This is a genomic window from Cellulomonas olei (assembly GCF_039548315.1).
GTDB lineage: Bacteria > Actinomycetota > Actinomycetes > Actinomycetales > Cellulomonadaceae > Cellulomonas.
Window position 1 is genome coordinate 50,233 of the sequence record NZ_JBCLVN010000020.1, and the last position, 18,657, is coordinate 68,889.

General features: G+C 70.2%; 14 protein-coding genes, 1 tRNA gene and 2 pseudogenes. 10 read left to right on the plus strand and 7 right to left on the minus strand.

What is annotated here, in order from left to right:
- Positions 1–301: 301 nt before the first annotated feature.
- Entirely contained in the window at positions 302–703 is a 402-nt protein-coding gene (locus AAHH18_RS08180) for a hypothetical protein (RefSeq protein ID WP_343301258.1), read from the minus strand.
- Between the two features lie 580 nt (positions 704–1,283).
- Here AAHH18_RS08180 and AAHH18_RS08185 point away from each other — a divergent pair.
- The 4 genes from AAHH18_RS08185 (at position 1,284) to AAHH18_RS08200 (ending at position 11,105) form a co-directional block, all read left to right on the plus strand.
- A complete protein-coding gene (locus tag AAHH18_RS08185) occupies positions 1,284–4,394 on the plus strand; it encodes a BPTD_3080 family restriction endonuclease (protein WP_459349099.1) in 3,111 nt (1,036 codons plus the stop codon).
- A gap of 2 nt (positions 4,395–4,396) precedes the next feature.
- A complete protein-coding gene (locus AAHH18_RS08190; RefSeq protein WP_343301260.1) occupies positions 4,397–7,105 on the plus strand; it encodes a site-specific DNA-methyltransferase in 2,709 nt (902 codons plus the stop codon).
- A gap of 70 nt (positions 7,106–7,175) precedes the next feature.
- Positions 7,176–9,944, plus strand: coding sequence for an ATP-dependent helicase (locus AAHH18_RS08195; protein WP_343301261.1), 2,769 nt, complete (start codon positions 7,176–7,178; stop codon positions 9,942–9,944).
- 162 nt (positions 9,945–10,106) lie between these two features.
- The gene (locus tag AAHH18_RS08200; protein WP_343301262.1) at positions 10,107–11,105 is read left to right on the plus strand and encodes a 3'-5' exonuclease; all 999 of its coding nucleotides are present in this window, start codon (positions 10,107–10,109) and stop codon (positions 11,103–11,105) included.
- Here AAHH18_RS08200 and AAHH18_RS18300 read toward each other — a convergent pair.
- From AAHH18_RS18300 to AAHH18_RS08210, 3 genes and pseudogenes are all read right to left on the minus strand, one after another.
- The gene (locus AAHH18_RS18300; protein ID WP_459349098.1) at positions 11,078–11,353 is read right to left on the minus strand and encodes an integrase core domain-containing protein; all 276 of its coding nucleotides are present in this window, start codon (positions 11,351–11,353) and stop codon (positions 11,078–11,080) included. The two genes, AAHH18_RS08200 and AAHH18_RS18300, sit on opposite strands and share 28 nt — an antisense overlap.
- Positions 11,283–11,590 (minus strand): annotated as a pseudogene (locus AAHH18_RS08205) (helix-turn-helix domain-containing protein); the annotation flags it as partial. The gene AAHH18_RS18300 and the pseudogene AAHH18_RS08205, both read right to left, overlap by 71 nt.
- A 112-nt stretch (positions 11,591–11,702) precedes the next feature.
- Positions 11,703–11,775, minus strand: a tRNA-Lys gene (locus tag AAHH18_RS08210).
- Positions 11,776–11,897: 122 nt separating this feature from the next.
- Here AAHH18_RS08210 and AAHH18_RS08215 point away from each other — a divergent pair.
- From AAHH18_RS08215 to AAHH18_RS08225, 3 genes are read left to right on the plus strand one after another with little or no spacing between them, the layout of a single operon-like run.
- A complete protein-coding gene (locus AAHH18_RS08215) occupies positions 11,898–12,278 on the plus strand; it encodes an ArsR/SmtB family transcription factor (protein WP_343301263.1) in 381 nt (126 codons plus the stop codon).
- Positions 12,275–13,213 (plus strand): cation diffusion facilitator family transporter, encoded by a 939-nt coding sequence (locus tag AAHH18_RS08220; protein ID WP_343301264.1) that lies wholly within the window; start codon positions 12,275–12,277, stop codon positions 13,211–13,213. The genes AAHH18_RS08215 and AAHH18_RS08220 overlap by 4 nt, the downstream gene beginning before the upstream one ends.
- On the plus strand, positions 13,210–13,707 hold the full coding sequence (locus tag AAHH18_RS08225) for a methyltransferase family protein (RefSeq protein WP_343301265.1): 498 nt from the start codon (positions 13,210–13,212) through the stop codon (positions 13,705–13,707). The genes AAHH18_RS08220 and AAHH18_RS08225 overlap by 4 nt, the downstream gene beginning before the upstream one ends.
- A 45-nt stretch (positions 13,708–13,752) precedes the next feature.
- Here AAHH18_RS08225 and AAHH18_RS08230 read toward each other — a convergent pair whose 3' ends face one another.
- Positions 13,753–14,136, minus strand: a complete 384-nt coding sequence (locus AAHH18_RS08230; RefSeq protein WP_343301266.1) for a MerR family transcriptional regulator — start codon at positions 14,134–14,136, stop codon at positions 13,753–13,755.
- A 68-nt stretch (positions 14,137–14,204) separates the two neighbouring features.
- Here AAHH18_RS08230 and AAHH18_RS08235 point away from each other — a divergent pair, with 68 nt between their 5' ends.
- Both AAHH18_RS08235 and AAHH18_RS08240 read left to right on the plus strand, forming a co-directional pair.
- On the plus strand, positions 14,205–14,894 hold the full coding sequence (locus AAHH18_RS08235) for an SDR family oxidoreductase (RefSeq protein ID WP_343301267.1): 690 nt from the start codon (positions 14,205–14,207) through the stop codon (positions 14,892–14,894).
- Positions 14,895–15,115: 221 nt separating this feature from the next.
- Entirely contained in the window at positions 15,116–16,960 is a 1,845-nt protein-coding gene (locus AAHH18_RS08240; RefSeq protein WP_343301268.1) for a BCCT family transporter, read from the plus strand.
- A 28-nt stretch (positions 16,961–16,988) separates the two neighbouring features.
- On the opposite strand, the gene AAHH18_RS08245 is transcribed toward AAHH18_RS08240, so the two are convergent.
- Positions 16,989–17,801, minus strand: a complete 813-nt coding sequence (locus AAHH18_RS08245) for a MerR family transcriptional regulator (RefSeq protein WP_343301269.1) — start codon at positions 17,799–17,801, stop codon at positions 16,989–16,991.
- Positions 17,802–17,879: 78 nt separating this feature from the next.
- Here AAHH18_RS08245 and AAHH18_RS08250 point away from each other — a divergent pair, with 78 nt between their 5' ends.
- Positions 17,880–18,245 (plus strand): nuclear transport factor 2 family protein, encoded by a 366-nt coding sequence (locus AAHH18_RS08250; protein WP_283319390.1) that lies wholly within the window; start codon positions 17,880–17,882, stop codon positions 18,243–18,245.
- A gap of 54 nt (positions 18,246–18,299) precedes the next feature.
- Here the strand turns inward: AAHH18_RS08250 and AAHH18_RS08255 are convergent.
- Positions 18,300–18,657 (minus strand): annotated as a pseudogene (locus tag AAHH18_RS08255) (hypothetical protein); the annotation flags it as partial.

An 18,657-nucleotide genomic window follows, 5' to 3' on the forward strand; every position in this document is an offset into this window, starting at 1 on the left:
TACGGGCCGGTTCCGTCTCGACGTGCCGCTGGCCCCGCCATCTCCTGCTCGTTGGAACCGGCCGAGATGGCCGGGATCATGTTCAGCCGGGGCTGCAGCGAGGTCGACGTGCCCCCGGACGGGAAGCTGGAAGCCAGCTGGGGTGAGGGCGGCTTCTTCGTCGACGTTGAGTGACCGGATCCTCGTCGTCACTCGCCCCGACCCGCCGCTGCCCGCGAGCCTCAGGGACGGGGCTCACCATGCGCCCGTCTCCGTCAGGTGGCGTGTCCCGGCCCCCGCTCCGAGGAGGGACATCGCACGGTCACTCGGGTCTCAGGCGGAACATCGAGAGGTCGTACCCCGTGCCTGTCAAGCTGCTCGTGACGCTCTGGTCGTCCGAGCTCTCGTACACCAGTGCGGTGAGATGGACGTTCGAGATGAACGCGCCCTGGACGGGAAAGCGCTCGGGGCTCCGATGGATCCGGTGTGAGAGCTCGCGGGCCAGATACTGGGCCAGGCTGTTCCGCGCTCCGGCTCCACGACCGCCCACGGATACCCCGAGCGTCTGTGCGATCTCCGGGTGGTTCGCGTCGACTGCCAGCGCGAGCTGATACGCCGTCATGAAGGGGCGTCCGAAGTGGTGCCCGTCGGGGTTGTTGATTGGCACGGCGCCGAGCGCCTCGAGAATCGCCGCTTCCACGTCAAGGTCTTCCCACACCGACATGGGCTCACGGTGCCCTCGGGTATGCGTCTTTGGCAAATACCCCTACGGCGGGGGTGTGGGGTGCCTTCCGGGGGTTCGACCGGGTAGGCACCGACGTGCGCCGCAGGCTGCCGCGGTCGACACGATTTCCGGGGCGTCGTCGATCGCTCACCTGCTCGACCCTCGTTCGATGCGGAGACCGAGGCCGGGCGGATGTCCGTCGGGGTCGCCGCCCGCCTATCGCAGCACCGCGAACACGGTCGCCCGGGAGAACGGGGCGATCCGGCTCGTGCTGGATGCGACGAAGGACCCGGCGACCCGTCCGCGGCGTGCCGGCGGGTCGGTGAACAGGTCGTCATCACCTCCGAGACGTTGCGCGGGTGGACCAACTGGGTCGAGATCGACGCAGGTGACCGGCTCGGGGCCTGAGTAGCGACGTGCAGCGGTCCGCCGAGCCGCCGGGTGCGTAGTGATTTCGCTCCCGGCCGCGGCGCGTTCACCTCCCCTCGTCAGCGCGACCAGGCAGGATGTCTACGTGGCTTCCGAGGTGATCGACAACCCTGTCCTCAACGGCCCCTACGAGCTTCCAACGCGCCACTGGATGAACGACGGCCGTGGCCACCTGATCGCAGACATCGCGCTCGGCCGTCGCCCGTCGGAGTCGTGGGTGCCCGTGCCTGCCCCCAAGAAGCGGGGCCGAGGTGCGGCCGCGCAGCAGTCCCTCTTCCAGGACGAGCTCGACGTCACCACCACGGGTGAGCGCGTCGACGTGAACCAGATGGTCAACGACCTACGCGCGGAAGTCGACCTCTGGCGACGCCAGGGCTACCCGCGTACCACCAAGGTCACCGGACGGCTCTTGCGGCATTGGGCCGACCCGCAGCGCGACAACAAGGTCTTCTTCGCCCAGCGAGAAGCCGTCGAGACGGCCGTCTACCTGACCGAGGTCGCGGGACGCCTGACCGCCGCCGAGGTGGGGCGTTCCGCCCGCGGACTCGAGTCCGGCCGCATCCTGACCGCGATCGACGAGTTGAACGCGGAGTACAACGCCGGCCTGCCGCGGATCGCGCTGAAGATGGCGACCGGCACCGGCAAGACTGTCGTCATGGCGATGCTCGTCGCCTGGCAGACCCTGAACAAGGTTGCGCGCCCCGCCGACGGCCGCTTCACGAAGCGCTTCCTGGTCGTCACACCGGGCATCACGATCAAGGATCGCCTGCGGGTCCTCCACCCGTCTGACCCGGGCAACTACTACCGCGAGCGCGACCTCGTCCCGGCCGACCTGTGGCCGAACCTCATGCAGGCCCGTGTGGCGGTGACGAACTTCCACGCGTTCATGCCGCGGACCCGCACGGACATGGACGGGGTCGCGGCGAAGACCAAGCGGGTCCTGCGCCCGAACGGCAGTACCCGTGACTTCCTCGAGACCGACGCACAGATGGTGGCCCGGGTGCTGCGCGACCTCGGCGGAGTGAGCGGCCGCTCAGCAGGGCAGGTCATGGTCCTCAACGATGAGGCACATCACTGCTACGCCCCGCGCGACGCCGAAGCAGAGGTCAAGGAGCTTGAGTCCGAGCTGCGCGCCGAGGCGAAAGAGGCCAACAAGGAGGCCGGTGTCTGGTTCACCGGTCTGCAGCGCATCCACGAACTGGTCGGCATCAAGCGGGTCGTGGACCTGTCCGCGACCCCGTACTTCCTGCCCGGCTCCGGGTACGGCCAGCGCACGATCTTCCCGTGGGTCGTCTCGGACTTCTCCCTGATCGACGCGATCGAGGCTGGCCTCGTCAAGGTTCCCCGCCTCCCGGTGGCCGATGACTCGACCGGCGAGACGGTGACCTACCTCGAGCTGTGGGACGAGGTGAAGGACGACCTGCCCAAGCGCGTCGGACGGGCCGGTTGGGACACCTCACGGCCCCTGCCGGGCGTGCTAGCCGGCGCGCTCCAGTCGCTGTACTCCTCGTACGAGCGGGCATACCGCCGCTGGGAGTCGTCCGCGCATGAGCTGGACACGCCGCCCGTGTTCATCGTCGTGTGCCCGAACACCACTGTCTCCAAGTGGGTGTACGACCAGATAGCGGGCTTCGAGACGACCCTGACCGCCGATGACGGCACCGAGGTCGCTCGGACCCACCCTGGCACGCTGCCCCTGCTGTCGAACTACGCCGACGGGCGGCGTGCCGCGTCCCCTCGCACGATCCTCGTCGACTCCGCCGAGCTCGAATCCGGTGACGCTGTGAGCAGGGATTTCCGAGACGTTGTGGCGGACGAGATCGACGCGTTCCGCCGCGAGTACGTCGCGCGTACCGGCAGTGCCATCGATGAGATCGACGATGCGCAACTGCTGCGCGAGGTCCTGAACACTGTCGGCAAGCCGGGACGGCTCGGCGCGGGCATTCGGTGTGTGGTCTCGGTCTCGATGCTCTCGGAGGGCTGGGACGCCACCACGGTCTCGCACATCCTCGGCGTCCGCGCATTCGGCTCGCAGCTCCTATGCGAGCAGGTGGTTGGACGCGGGCTGCGGCGCCGGTCCTACGCCGTCGCGGACGACGGATACCTTCCGGTGGAGTACGCCGAGGTCTACGGCATTCCGTTCTCCTTCATCCCCTCCGACCGACCCACCAACGACCCGCCACCGAGGCCGCCGGTCACCACGGTCCGCGCGGTCGAGGGTCGTGAGTCGGCGCGCATTGAGTTCCCCCGCGTGGACGGATACCGCTTCGAACTACCGGACGAGCGGCTGCTCGTGGACCTCGACGCCGTTGGAGAGTACGTACTCGACCCCGGCGCGATCGCAACCCGCACGGAGGTCGCGGGAGTAGCGGGTGCCGCAGAGGAGCATGACCTGGACTCCCTGCGGCGGAAACGCCACCGGGAAGTGGCCTTCCGGCTGGCCGTCGACCATCTGCTGCCGTTGTTCGTCGACGGGCAGAAGGTGCCCAAGCCCTGGCTCGTGCCCGAGCTGGTGCGTGCAACGGAGGCGTGGCTGGACGCCAAAGTGCGGTGCGTCGGCACCGCGTTCCCCGGCATGCTCCTGCTCGGCACCCAGGCCAGCCAGGCCGCCGAGGCCGTGCAGCGGACGATCACTACCCAAGCCGGCAATCGCGAGCCGGTTGTTCGGGCGATCATCCGCACCGACGCCCCGACCGGCACTACGGACGAGGTCAACTTCCAGACGACGAAGCAGACGATCCCGACCGGACCGCGTTCCCACGTCTCTCACGTCGTGCTCGATGGCGCCGGCGGCGGCAACACGTGGGAGCAGCTCGTGGCCGAGATCCTCGAGCATCTCGACGGTGTCGCCGCGTACGTCAAGAACGACCACCTCGAGTTCGCCATTCCGTACACCCACCAGGGTGTCGGGCGCCGCTACCGGCCAGACTTCCTCGTCCGGCTCGAGCGACGCGACCCGGAGGACGTTGAGCGCTACCTCGTCATCGAGGTGTCCGGCGGGATGAAGGACCAGGTGGCTCGCGAGGTCAAGGCCGACGCCGCCCGCCACCTGTGGTGTGCGGCGGTCAACGCCGACGGGCGATTCGGAACCTGGGGCTACGTCGAGGTCGACGAGCCCTACCTCTTCAAGCAGGTCGTCACCGAGGCCATCCGGGCTCTGTACGCAGACCTCCCGATCACCGGCCTGCCAACCGCCATCGACTTGTTCGAGGGGCTGGACGACACGCCCCTGCTCGCCACGACGTCTGCCGAAGGAGCCTGAGCATGCCCGCGCCGCGCGAGCCCCGCACCACCCCCGTCGAGTCTCACGTGCACGACGACCGGCGCGTCAACATCCCGACCGCCGACGCCGACGCGTTCCTGCCCGACGACGTGGCTGCCCCCACCACCACGCGTTGGCCGCGAAACACCGCGCTCGACCCCCAGCTCGTGTGGCGGGGGAAGGACGCCCAGGACGACGAGCTCGCCGTCACCACGCCCCCGATCTACATCCAGGAGAAGATTGACCCTCGCGCACTGGTGGAGAACCTCCGCCGGACTGCTGCCCGGCCCGAGGACGAGCCTGAGCTCACCCTGTTCGAGGGGTTCGATGATCTCGGCCCATTCGAGGCCGTCGAGTACTACCAGCACTCGTCCAAGTGGGCCAACCGCATGATCCTCGGCGACTCCCTCGCGGTCATGGCGTCGCTGGCAGACCGGGAGAATCTTCGCGGCCAGGTCCAGGCGATCTACATCGACCCGCCGTACGGGATCAAGTTCGGGTCAAATTGGCAGCCGCGGGTGGACAAGCGCGACGTCAAGGATGGAAGCCTCACGGACCTTGCTCGCGAGGCGGAGCAGATCAAAGCCTTCCGCGACACCTGGGAAGACGGGATCCACTCCTACCTCACCTACCTCCGGGACCGGCTGCTCGTCGCTCGGGAGCTGTTGACAGAATCGGGCTCGGTGTTCGTCCAGATCGGCGATGAGAACGTCCACCTCGTTCGGAACCTGCTTGACGAGGTGTTTGGGCCCGACAACTTCGTGAGCCAGATTGCGTTCACCACCACGTCCGGATTCGATGCGGCGACCCTCCCTCGTTCGGGCGACTATATCCTCTGGTATGCAAAGGCTGCGATGAACGTAAAGTTCCGCAGAGTCTGGCGCGAAGTCGACAAGGCAGAACTTGCCACCTACAACCGGGTCGAGCTCGTGGACGGCTCGCGGCGAAGCCTGACGGCCGCAGAGCGCGCCGGGACGGTCGCAGTGCCAGCGGGGGCTAGGCGATACACACCAGACAACCTTCAGTCGCAGAACCCCGCAAATGGAGATCAGCCCTTCGAGTACAACGGCAGTGTCTACCGACCGGGCACCAACTCGCACTGGAAGGCGTCCTATCCGCTGGGTATGGAACGACTGAAGTATGCCCGGCGGATCGCCTCAGCGAAGGCCTCGATCCGCTACGTCAGATACGCCGACGATTTCGGCTTCCAGCTCCACACCAACCGCTGGCTGGACACGGGCACCGGCAACTTCACAGACGACAAGGTGTACGTCGTCCAAACCAATACCAAGGTCATCGAGCGCTGCCTGCTCATGGCGACCGACCCGGGCGACCTGGTCCTCGACCCGACCTGCGGCTCCGGCACCACCGCCTACGTGGCCGAGCAGTGGGGGCGCCGCTGGATCACTATCGACACCTCCCGTGTCGCGATCGCCCTCGCCCGGCAGCGCCTCATGGCCGCGAAGTACCCCTACTACCTGCTCGCTGACTCCCCAGAGGGCCAGGCCAAGGAGCGAAGCCTCGGCGCGCCCTCGTCGTCCATTCGCACCGACACCAAGGGCGACCTGCGCCAGGGGTTCGTCTACGAGCGCGTCCCCCACATCACCCTCAAGTCGATCGCGAACAATCCCGACCTCGTCGAGGGCATGTCTCGGGAGGAGATCGATGCGGCGATCCGCCGCCACGCTGACACCGAGCACCTGGTCGACCGCCCCTACGAGGACAAGAACAGGGTCCGTGTCTCCGGACGGTTCACGGTGGAGTCGCTGTCCCCACACCGGTCGGCGTCCTTCGACGCGGCTTTCCCCGAACCCGGCACTCCCGCGGCGAGGCACGCCGAGCCGGACACCGGCTACGAGCAGACGATCCTGGACAACCTCGCCACCGCCGGCATCCAGAACGGCCGCAAGCGGGAGCGACTCGTGATCACCTCGATCGATCCACACCCGGGCAGGTTTATCCAGGCACTCGCCACGACGGCCACCCAGGCCGACATCGACGCGGCGCGCGCCATCTCGGCCCATGCCGAGCCGGTCACGAGCACGGTCGCGATCTGCCTCGGCCCCGAGTACGGCACGGTCGATGCCCGCATGGTCAAGGCCGCCGCCCGTGAGGCACTGGACATGTCAGGTGTGGAGTCGCTCGTCGTTCTCGGGTACGCCTTCGAGGCGAACGCTCTCGACGCTGTCGGCGAGACCCAGCGCGAGGGCTTCGCCTCCGTGGCAGCCGAGCACCGGCTGGGCCGGCTGCCGGTGCTCCTGGTGCGCATGAACATCGACCTCGCCATGGGCGACGAACTTCTGAAGAACGCCAAGAACGCCAACCTGTTCACAGTGTTCGGCGAGCCTGACATCGACGTCCGCGTCACTGACGACGGCGTCGTGGTCGAGATCCGCGGCGTCGACGTCTACGACCCCACCACCGGGCAGGTTAGGTCCAACGACACCGACGGCATTGCCCTCTGGATGATCGACACGGACTACGACGAGGAGAGCTTCTTCGTCCGACACGCCTACTTCTCCGGCGGCGCCGACCCCTACAAGCGGCTCCGCACGGCAATGAAGGCGGAGATCGACGCCGACGCCTGGGAGTCGCTGTACGGGACGGTCTCTCGCCCCTTCCCCGTGCCTAGTACAGGCAAGATCGCGGTCAAGGCGATCAACTACTACGGAGACGAGGTGCTCGTCGTGCGGGAGGTACCGGCGGAGTAGGTCTTCGGTCCGTGGCGTCGGAGGTCAGTGGTCCGATGCACTAGGGACAAGCACCGACCGAGGGGGACTCGTGCCGACGTCGTACACACCCGCGCAGCAGGCGGCTATCGCGTGCCTGCAGGAGCCGCTTCAGATCGTCGCGTGCGCTGGTTCGGGGAAGACTCAGGTCATCTCCCAACGTATCTCGTCGATCCTCGGTCAGCCGGACGTGTCCCCCGCGAACGTGGTCGCCTTCACCTTCACCGAGCGGGCCGCGGCTGAGCTCAAGGACCGGGTGCTCGCCCTTGTGGCACAGGATCACGGCGACGCTGTCGGACTCGCCGAGATGTACATCGGCACGATGCACTCGTTCTGCCTCAATCTCCTGCAGACCTATGTGCCCGAGACGTTCAAATACTCGGTTCTGACCGAGACGACGCAGCGACTTTTCATCGACCGCAACAGTCGCCGCAGCGGGCTCACGTCGTGCCCGACGACACTCGAGAAGGTCCCCGTCCTGCGCCGCTATGTGCACAGCAAGCTCTACGGCCAGGTTGTTGGTCTGCTCCACGAGGATGAGGTCGACCTGACGCTCGTGCAATCGGCGGTCCTCGACTCGGTTCGTTCCTACCGCGATCTGCTCAAGGAACACGCCTACTTCGACTACACCTCGATGGTCCACACGGCGGTGCGGGTGCTCGAGGCAGAGGCGCCAACGCCCGACGACCCGGCCTCTGCTGTCCAGCGCTACGTCCGCGAGCAGGTGCGCTATGTGGTGGTTGACGAGTACCAGGACGTGAACCCCCTGCAGGAGCGGCTGATCCGCGGGCTCGTGCGCCATGGCGCGAACCTGTGCGTCGTTGGCGATGACGACCAGACGATCTACCAGTGGCGCGGCAGCGAGGTCACCAACATCCTGACTTTCGCCGAGCGCCACGCCGGCGTCAGGACCGTCACTCTGGCGGAGAACTTTCGATCGAGCGAAGGCATCGTCGACCTCGGCCGTCGGATCGCGGACAAGATCGAGGTACGGCTGCCGAAGGCGATGGTGCACGCCTCGCATCAGCGGTGGGCGAGGGACGACATCGTCGCGAAGGCACTCCCTACCCCCGAAGCCGAGGCCGCCTGGATCTGCGATCGCCTCCAAGCCCTGCGTGGAGTGCCCTTCGTCGATCGGCCGAACGACGAGGCGCGAGGTCTCTCCTGGGAGGACATGGCCGTCCTCTACCGCTCGGTTGCGGCCGATGCCGGCCCGCTGGTGTCCGAGATGCAGCGGCGAGAAATCCCCTTCATCGTCAAGGGCCTCACCAGGCTGTTCGACGCGCCGGAGATCACGGCAGTGACCGCGCTCTTCCGGTATGTCGTCGGTGAGATCGACCGAGATCGGCTGGTCGCGCTGTGGGAGAAGGCGAACCTCTTGGCCGAAGGGCGCAGCCTCGAACCGGCGATGGCTATCCTCGATGGAGCAGCCGCCTTCGATGAGGGCGAGGCGTGGTCCGTCTACAACATCCAGCGCCTCTACCTCGACGTCCTGGAATCACTCGAGGTTCGCGAGGACACCATCCCGGGCGAGCCGGGACGAGCAGAGCTCGTGCTGTACCAGCTCGGCAAGTTCAGTCAGGTGATCTCCGACTTCGAGGCGATCAACTTCCAGAGCGCCCCACGCCAGAAGTACGAGCAGTTCGTGGGTTGGCTGACCCACCATGCGCCCAGCTACTACGACGACGCCGACGCGGACGTCGGCTACGCCACCCCCGACGCCGTGGTCATCTCCACCGTGCACCAAGCCAAGGGCATGCAGTGGCCGGCCGTGTTCCTGCCCTGCATGCGCGCAAATCGGTTCCCGTCCCAGAGGTTCGGTGGCGTGAACGTCTTCCATGTCGTGCCCGCCGAGGCTGTGGCATCGTCCGACCGATACCGCGGCACGCCTGAAGACGAGCGAAGGCTGCTGTACGTCGCCGTCACGCGCGCGCAGAAGTACCTGCACGTCACGTTCTCGCCCAGCGCGAGCTCCAAGTTCAAGAAGCCGTCGCCGTACTTCGGGGAGATCTCGGCCAGCCCTTACGTCTCCACCGACGCCAGCCTGCCGGACGGGGCGCGGCTCCCACCGCACCCGCGGCACGAGGTTCCGCAAGTCTCCTTGTCGTTCTCCGAGCTCAAGTACCTCTTCGAGTGCCCTTACGGCTTCAAGTTGCGGTTCCTCTACGGCTTCAACCCCCCGATCCACGAAGCCCTCGGCTACGGCAAGGGCCTCCACGACGCTCTCGCCGAACTGCACAAGGCCGCGCTGGCAGGCCGGACCCTGGACGCAGCAGCGGTGCCCGAGCTCGTCACGCGGCACCTCCACACTCCATATGCGTACCCGGCGCTGCGTGAACAGCTGACCAGGGCTGCTACCGCAGCGCTCTACCGCTACCTGGCCGAACACAGAGGTGACCTCGCGCGGACGCTGCACTCCGAGAAGCAGATCCAGGTGCACATCGCGCCCGGCATCACCGTCGATGGCCGAATCGACCTCGTGAAGCGACTCGAGACCAACGAGGTGTCGATCGTCGACTTCAAGTCGACCGAGCGCGCGCAGGCCGAGGACGTCACCCGCGACCAGCTCCACGTCTACGCGGTCGGGTACCAGGAGCTGACCGGCTCGAGCGCCGATCTCATCGAAGTGCTCAACCTCGACGAGGACGGGCACACCACCCGAGAGAGGGTGCGCGAGCCACTCCTCGTGGGGGTGCGGGACCGCATCCGCGACGCCGGCGAAGCGCTCCGGACGAACGATCTGCCGCGGCACAGATCCTGGTGCACGACGTGCGACTCGTGTGACCTGGCCGGGCTGTGCCGAACCAAGCCGCAGAGCTGACCGATGGAAGGGCTGCTCACCGTTGCTGTGATCGTCCTAATCACGTGGTGGCTAGTCGCGGCGTCACGGAGGCGGACCGGGCAGAGCCGTCAGAGGCGCGCCCCCGCGCCGCCGAGGCGAGGCATGCCGACATCACCGAGGCGCCCTCCGTCCTCGACTCGTATGGCGACTTCCGGGGCCACTCGGCGCACACCGGAGCAAGTGGTGTGGGATGGTCAGCAGCACCGCCCCACCCCGGCGGCGCCTCGTTTGCCGCGACCCAACGACGTCTCGAGTCCCAGCGATGAGCCGCGATCGTGGCCGACACCCTTCACGCCCCGACCTGTACGTCTGGGTGCCGACCCGCTCACACTCTGCTATCCGTCGGCCCACGGGGACCGCTACGACGGTCCGTTCGCCATCATCGACGTCGAAACGACGGGCATGTCCCCCCGGCGCGGCGACCGAGTCGTAGAAGTGGCTATCGTCCGGGTCGACCACGCCGGCAGGGTGCTCGATGAGTACTCGACATTGGTGAACCCCGACGGCCGCGACACTGGCCCAGTGCACATCCACCGCATACGTGCCAGCGACGTCATTCACGCACCGAAGTTCGGTGATCTGGCGGAGGAGGTACTTTCCAGGCTCGACGGCGCCGTGGTTGTCGCGCACAACGCCGCGTTCGAAGAGCGATTCCTCCGAGCGGAGTTCCAACGGGCTGGGGTGCCAGTGGGCGCGCTCCCGGCGCTCTGCTCGCTGCGTCTCGCTCGCCAGGTGTTGACCCTGCCCAACTACCGGTTGGAGACGATCGCAAGGGCCGCGGGTCTGCCGCTGGTCGATACCCACACCGCTCTCGGCGACGTGCGGCTCGTCGCCGCTTTGCTTCCGGGGATGCTGCGAGCCGCGGGTGCACCTTTGAGCTGGCAGTCGAGACTCACGGCCCCTGGGCAGTTGTGTGCCCCGCGCCTAGCCGTGCCGCGCGAGGTGCGAGGCACAGAACTCCCGACCGTGACCGAGTTTCCCGAGCGCATGATCACGGCCTACACGCGCGTGGTGGAGCCTAAGGTCCGCGAGGCGAGAGGGGCGGGATCGACCCCGAGGCCAGGAGGGGCGGTTCGTGTCCGGCGGTGCAGCGCTTGCGGCGAGCCGGGCCACTATCGGCCGACGTGCCCGAACCGCTGACGAATGCGGGGCCGCGCCGCCGGCCTGGAGCGGTGGGGTCGATCGGTGTTGTAAGAGGCGACGCGCTGGTCGGGGGCGTCCTGGGCTTGGATGAGGGTCACGAACTGCCTGCCGGTGCCGAACTGGGCCTGCGGGGTCCGGTGGAACCGTCCGATCTTGCCGGTCGTGGCCGGTGACTGGGGCGGGGTCGACGTCACGTCGGGCCAGCTCGTGCACGATCCGGACCCGACCCCAGCCCGGGTGCGCACGCCGTACTTCCCACACCGCGACCTCGATGTCGGGACCATCGGGTGCGGACAGGACACCGGCCGGTGCGACCGGTCGGCCAACGCCTCGAGCCCACCTGCCTCGTACCGGGCCAGCCACCCGTGCAACGTCTGACGCGAGATCCCCCACGACGCTGCGACCTCGGTGATCGTGCGACGATCCGCGATCACCGCCAGCACTGCCTTGTACCGCTGCTCGGCCACGCTCATCTCCCTCATGGAAGAGCGTCACGGATCAACCGGAACCGGTGTCAACCCTCACCCGGAACCCCGTCAACCCTCAGCCGAACACCAAACGTCCAGCATCAACCGAGACAACACACGGTTCGGGTGGGCCCCGTGGGGATCGAACCCACAACCCGCGGATTAAAAGTCCGCTGCTCTGCCAGTTGAGCTAGAGGCCCGGGTGAGGGACTCCGTCGGGCTTCTCCGGGGAGAGGCCTGACCGCCCTGCGCCGAGGACGAGGTTACGCGGTCGGTGCGGGCCGCGACGCACGGAGGCGCCGTCCGGCGCTATCATCGCCACATGACGATGACAGCGTCTGGTATCGATCATGAGAACGACTCCCGTCCTGCCGACGACGCCGCCCTCACCGCCCCGACCGCCGCGCTGTTCCGCGCCCTCGGCGAGCCCGCCCGCCTCACCCTCCTGCGCCACCTCTTCACCGGCGAGCACTCCGTCCGCGAGCTGACCGACCACCTCGGCCTCGCGCAGAGCACGGTGAGCGCGCACCTCGCGTGCCTGCGGGACTGCGGCCTGGTGACCGTGCGGCAGCGTGGCCGGTCGTCGATCTACGCGATCGGCGACCCCGGGCGGCTCGCGACGCTGGTCGGCGCGGCGGAGGACCTGCTGCGCGGCGGCCCGCACCCGGAGGAGTGCACGCACCTCGCGGAGGACCTGTCGTGAGCCACGGGCACGACCACGGCCACGCGTCCGCCGCCGGAGCGGGGCAGCCGGCGGACCACCGGCGCCGGCTCGCGATCGCGTTCGGGCTGACCACGACGGTGCTGGTCGCGCAGGCCGTCGGGGCGCTGGTCACGGGCAGCCTGGCACTGCTGGTCGACACCGCGCACATGCTGACGGACGCCGCGGGGCTGGCGATGGCGCTGGTCGCCGCGCACCTGTCGCTGAAGCCGGCGACGTCGCGGTGGACGTGGGGGTACCGGCGGGCCGAGGTGCTCGGCGCCCTCGCGCAGGCCGCGGTGCTGCTGGCCGTCGGCGGCTACGTGCTGGTCGAGGGCGTGCGCCGGCTGGCCGAACCGCCGGAGGTGCCGTCGACGGAGCTGGTCGTGTTCGGCGTCATCGGCCTGGTGGCGAACGTGATCGCCATGGCGGTGCTCGCCGGTGGCCGGTCGGCGAGCTTCAACCTGCGCGCGGCGTTCCTGGAGGTGCTGAACGACGCGCTCGGGTCGGTCGGGGTGATCGTCGCGGCGGTGGTGATCGCGACGACCGGCTGGCAGCAGGCCGACGCGGTGGCGGGTCTGCTGATCGGCGCGCTGATCGTGCCGCGGGCGATCCGGCTGCTGCGCGAGACCGGCGCGGTGCTGCTGGAGTCCACGCCGGCGGGGCTCGACCTCGACGCGGTCCGCGAGCACCTGCTGGGGGTGGAGCACGTGCGGGCGGTGCACGACCTGCACGCGAGCCTCGTCGCGACCGGGCTGCCCGTGGTCACGGCGCACGTCACGGTGGACGACGAGTGCTTCTCCGACGGCCACACGGCCCGCATCCTCGACCAGCTCCAGGAGTGCCTGTCCACGCACTTCCCGATCTCGGTGGAGCACTCGACGTTCCAGATCGAGCCCGCGTCGCACCGCACGCACGAGCGGCTGGGGCACGCGTGAGCGGCCGGGGCTCGACGGCCGTGCCGCCGGCGGTGCTCGCCGCTGCGGCCGGCGCCGCGCAGGTCGTGCTCGCGCGCCGCGCCCGGCCGACCGCGGCGTCGCTGCTGGCGGCGGCACCCGTCGCGGCCGCCGGGCTGGCGCTGGCGGGCGACGCGCTGCTGCGGTTCCGCCGGACGCGGACGACGATCGACCCCGTGGCGCCCGCGAAGGCGAGCACCCTCGTGGTGGCGGGTGCGAACCGGGTCACCCGCAACCCGATGTACGTGGGGCTGGCGGCCGTGCTGGTCGCGCACGCCACCGCCCGGCGGTCGTTCGCGGCGCTGCTGCCGGTCGCCGGGTTCGTCGCGGCGCTGACGGTCGGGCAGATCCGGGCGGAGGAGCAGGTGCTCGCCGAGCGGTTCGGCGAGCCGTACGCCCGCTACCGCGAGGCGGTGCCGCGCTGGGCGGACGCCCGCTCGGCGCGGGAGGTCGTCCGGCTGGTCACGGCTCGCTGACCAGGGGCGGTCCGCCCCCCGGCGATGCCAGGCGGACATCCCCCGTCAGGCGGACCGTCGCCCGGCGGTGGCGTCCCCGTGCCCGGGCCGGTGCGCCTGGCCGAGCCGGATGACCTCGTCCAGCCGGTCCCGCGCGGCCGTGAGCTCGTCGAGCTGGGCCTGCACCCGGGCGCGCTCGGCCAGCAGCCGCTCGTGCATCGCGTCGGTGAGCACGCCGTGGTCCATGCAGGGCAGGATCCGCAGCACGGCGCTGCTGGCGAGGCCGGCGGCGTAGAGGCTCTGGATGAAGCGCACCCGGTCGACGGCCGACGGCGGGTAGTCGCGCTGGCCGCCCGGGGTGCGGTCGGCCACGAGCAGCCCCTGCTCCTCGTAGTAGCGCAGCGCGCGGACGCTGACGCCGGCCTGCTGGGCGACCTGGCCGATGCGCACGGACCCTCCCGGTGGTCGGACGCCCGGACTTGCACCTGACGTCCACGTGAGGTTCTAGCGTAGCCGCCATGACCACTGCACTCGTCACCGGAGCCAACCGCGGCATCGGCCGCCACCTCGCCGCGAAGCTGCTGGAGCGCGGCGCGACCGTCTACGCCGCCGCCCGCCGGCCCGAGACCCTCGACCTGCCGGGCGCCCGCCCTGTCGCCCTCGACATCACCGACCCGGACGCCGTCGCCGCGGCGGCGGAGCTGGCCGGCGACGTCGACCTGCTCGTCAACAACGCGGGCATCTCGACGGGGGCGCAGCTGCTGGGCGACCTCGACGGCGTCCGGGCGGAGATGGACGTCAACTTCTGGGGCACGCTCGCGATGGTGCGCGCCTTCGCGCCGGTCCTCGCGGACAACGGCGGCGGGGCGGTCGTCAACGTGGCCTCCGCGCTGTCGTGGTTCGCCGCGCCGGGCGCCGGCGCGTACGCGGTGTCCAAGGCGGCGAACTGGAACATGAGCAACGCCCTGCGCCTGGAGCTCGCGGGGCAGGGGACGCAGGTGACGTCCGTGCACCTCGGCCTCGCGGACACCGACATGGCCCGGGGCCTCGACGCACCCAAGACGGATCCCGCGGACGTCGCCCGGATGACGCTGGACGCCGTCGAGGCCGGTGCGTTCGAGGTCGTCGTCGACGACTGGAGCGCGATGGTGAAGGCCTCGCTCGCGCAGGACCCGCGCGCGTTCTACTCCCGGTACCTCACCGCGTGACGCCCGGAACGGGGGCGGTCGCGCGCCGACGTTGCCGCCCCCGTCGGCGTGCGCGATCCGCCGATGCGCCCTAGGGTCCTTGACCGTTTCTTGACCCCGGACGAAGGACGCACCCTGTGGGACGCCAGCACCGCACCGGACCCGACGGCGGAGGCCCTGGTCATCAGGCCGACCGCGCGGCCACCCCGCAGCGCGCCCGCGCGGCCCGCATCATCCGGGAGGTGACGTCGCCGGCCACGGTCGACGGGCCGCACCCGGCGCTGCTGCCCGGGATCGGCGTCGAGCAGACGCACCGGAGGTTCCGGGTCGACACGGTGGTGTTCGCCGTCGCCGCCGCGGTGGTCGCGGGCGTCATCGCGTGGGGAGTGCTGTCCCCGGCGGGCCTCGCGGACTTCGCGGCGGCCGGGTTCGCGTTCGTCACCGTGGACTTCGGATGGTTCTTCGGGATCCTCACGGTCGTCGTGTTCCTGTTCATGATGTGGCTCGGCTTCGGCCGCCACCGGGCCGTGCGGCTCGGGCAGGACGACGAGAAGCCGGAGTTCTCGACCGTGTCGTGGGTCGCGATGCTGTTCTCCGCGGGCATCGGCATCGGCCTGCTGTTCTACGGGCCGCTGGAGCCGATGACGTTCTTCCTCGACGTGCCGCCGGCGTTCGCCGGCACCGAGGCCGGCAGCGACCGCGCGATGCACGTGGCGCTCGCGCAGACCCTGTTCCACTGGGGCCCGGTCGCGTGGGCGTACTACGCGATGGTCGGCGGGGCGGTCGCGTACGCCGCGTACCGCAAGGGCCGCACGCCGCTGATGTCCGCGCTGCTGGAGCCGATCTTCGGGCAGCGCAGCCACGGCGTGCTCGGCAAGGTCGTCGACGTGTTCGCGATCGTCGTGACGCTGTTCGGCACGGCGGTGTCGCTCGGCATCGGCGCCCTCCAGATCGGGCGCGGCGTCGAGATCGTCGGTGGGGTCGGCCCGCTCGGCAACGCGGTCATCGTGGGGATCATCGCGGTGCTCGCCGTGGCGTTCATCCTGTCCGCGGTGTCCGGGCTGAAGCGCGGCATCCGCGCGCTGTCGAACATCAACATGGGCCTGGCCGGCCTGCTGGGCGTGTTCATCCTGGTGGTCGGGCCGACGGTGCTGCTGCTCAACCTCGTGCCCGGCGTGCTCATGACGTTCGTGGGCGAGCTGCCGACCCTCATGGGGCAGTCCGCGGCGACGTCGCCCGACGCGCAGGAGTTCATGAGCGCGTGGACCACCTACTACTGGGCGTGGTGGGTGTCGTGGACGCCGTTCGTCGGCATGTTCATCGCGAAGATCAGCCGCGGCCGGACGCTGCGGGAGTTCGTGACCACGGTGATCGTGGTGCCGAGCGCGGTGTGCCTGGTGTGGTTCACCGTGGTCGGCGGCACGACGATGTGGCTGGAGCAGACCGGGTCGGCGATCAGCGAGGCGCAGTCGGGCCAGGACATGCTGTTCACGGTGCTCGGCGAGCTGCCGTTCGGCGCGGTGACCTCGGTGCTGGCGATGATCTCGATCGTCATCTTCTTCGTCACCAGCGCCGACTCGGCGTCGATCGTCATGGCCAGCCTGTCCGAGCAGGGCAACCCGGAGCCTCGCCGCTGGACCACCGTCGCGTGGGGCGTCGCGCTCGCGGCCATCGCCGCCGTGCTGCTGGTCGGCGGCGGCCAGATGGCGCTGACCGGGTTGCAGAGCCTGATGATCGTCTCGGCGCTGCCGTTCGCGCTGGTCGTGATCCTCGTGATGGTCGCGTGGGCGAAGGACCTGGCGCGCGACCCGCTGACGCTGCGACGGCGCTACGCGCGCGAGGCGCTCGACCAAGGCGTGCGCGCGGGCATCGAGGAGCACGGTGACGACTTCGTGCTCGGCGTCGTCGCCACACCCCCGGACGAGGGTGCCGGCGCGTGGCTGGACACCGAGGACCCGGCTCTCACCGACTGGTACCGGCCGGAGGGCGACGGGGAGGCGGAGCCGCAGCCGACCGTCGCGGCGTCCGACGGGCCACCCGCCCGCGACGCGGACCACTCGCCCGTCGGCGCGGGGGACCGGGTCTGACGCGCGCGGCCCGGCCCGCACCGGTCCGTCAGGGCCGCGGCGTCGCGAGCCGGAACACCGGCCACCCGATCTCGGTCCGCCACGCGGCGGGGTCGGGGGTGTCGCGCGGCCCGACGAGGTAGGTCTCCCGCACGGGCCCGGCCACGGCGAGCGCGTTGGCGACCACCCACGCGCCGAGCTGGCCGTAGGTGACGTCGACGTCGTCGTGCTCCCCGGCGTGGGTCGTGACGGCCAGCTCGACGGCGGGGAGCGTCACCGGGTGCACCCGGCCGACCCGCGGCGGACGCGCGGCGGGCCGGTGGACGACCACGTGGCCGCGGCCGTCCTCGAACAGGGCGTTGTCGTACGAGCCGCCCGGCACGCCCGCGGGCTCCCCGGCGGCGGCGAGCGCGGCGTCGAGCTCGGCCATGGCGCCGGAGTACCAGGAGAGCACCTCGTCGTCGGCGACGTCCCCCTCGACGCCGGCGACCACGACCTCCGGGACCGCGCGCAGCTCGACCGGGAGCGGCGCCGGGTCGGGACGCAGCAACCGGCGCAGGGACGCGACGGCGGCGCGGGTGCGGTCCAGCTCGGCCTCGAGCCGGCGCAGGTGGTCGGACACCAGCGCGGCCCGGTGGTCCGGGTCGTCGGTGCCGAGGATCCGCCGCACGTCCGCCAGCGGGACGTCGAGCTCGCGCAGCCGGTGCACGACCTGCGCGACGCCGATCTGGTCCGCGTCGTAGGACCGGTAGCCGGTCGCCGGGTCCACGTGCGCCGGCTCGAGCAGGCCCGCCTCGTGGTAGCGGCGCAGCGTCCGGACGCTCAGGTGGGTCAGGCGCGAGAACTCCCCGATGGCCAGCACGCCGTCATCGTGCACCCTCCCCCGGGGGGAGGGTCCAGCCGTTGACCCTCCCGCAGGGGCGGCCCGCACGCTGCGGGCATGACCACTGCATCCAGCTCCTTCCCCGACGACCTGCCCGCCGACCTGCCCGGCGCCGTCCGCGCCTACCTCGCCGCCCAGTCCGCCCGCGACGCCGAGGCGGCCGTCCGCGCCTGCACCCCCGACGTGGTCGTCCTCGACGACGGCCACACCTACCGGGGCCCCGACGACCTCCGCCGCTTCGTGACGGAGGCCGGGTCGGAGTTCACCTACACGACCACGCTCCTCGGCGCGGAGCGCGTGGACGACACGCACTGGGTCGTCACGCACCACCTGGAGGGCGACTTCCCCGGCGGCGTGGTGGACCTGCGCTACCGCTTCGCCCTGGAGGGCGGGCTGATCGCGGAGCTCGTCATCGCGCCCTGACCGGTCGTCGCCGGGAGGTCCCGGGCCCCGCGAGCGGCCCGGGACCGAGAGCGGCTAGTGCTGCCGTCGCCGGCGGCGCCAGGCGAGCGCCTTCAGGCCGGTCCCGGCAGCGGCTGCACCAGCTGCGGCCAACGCGACGCCGGTCGCGCCCGCGCCGGTCGCCGCGAGCACCTGCGACGAGGTGCCGGACGGCGACGCGGTCGGTGCCGTGGCGCCCGGGGTCGCCGACGCGGCAGCGGCCGGGGCCTCCGGCTCGTCCGGCTCGTCGGTGGGCTGTTCCGGCTGGTCCGGCTCGGCCGGCTGGTCCGGCTCGGCCGGCTGGTCCGGCTGGTCGGGCTCGGTGGGCTCGTCGGGCTCGGTGGGCTGGTCGGGCTGGTCGGGCTGGTCGGGCTCGGTGGGCTGGTCGGGCTGG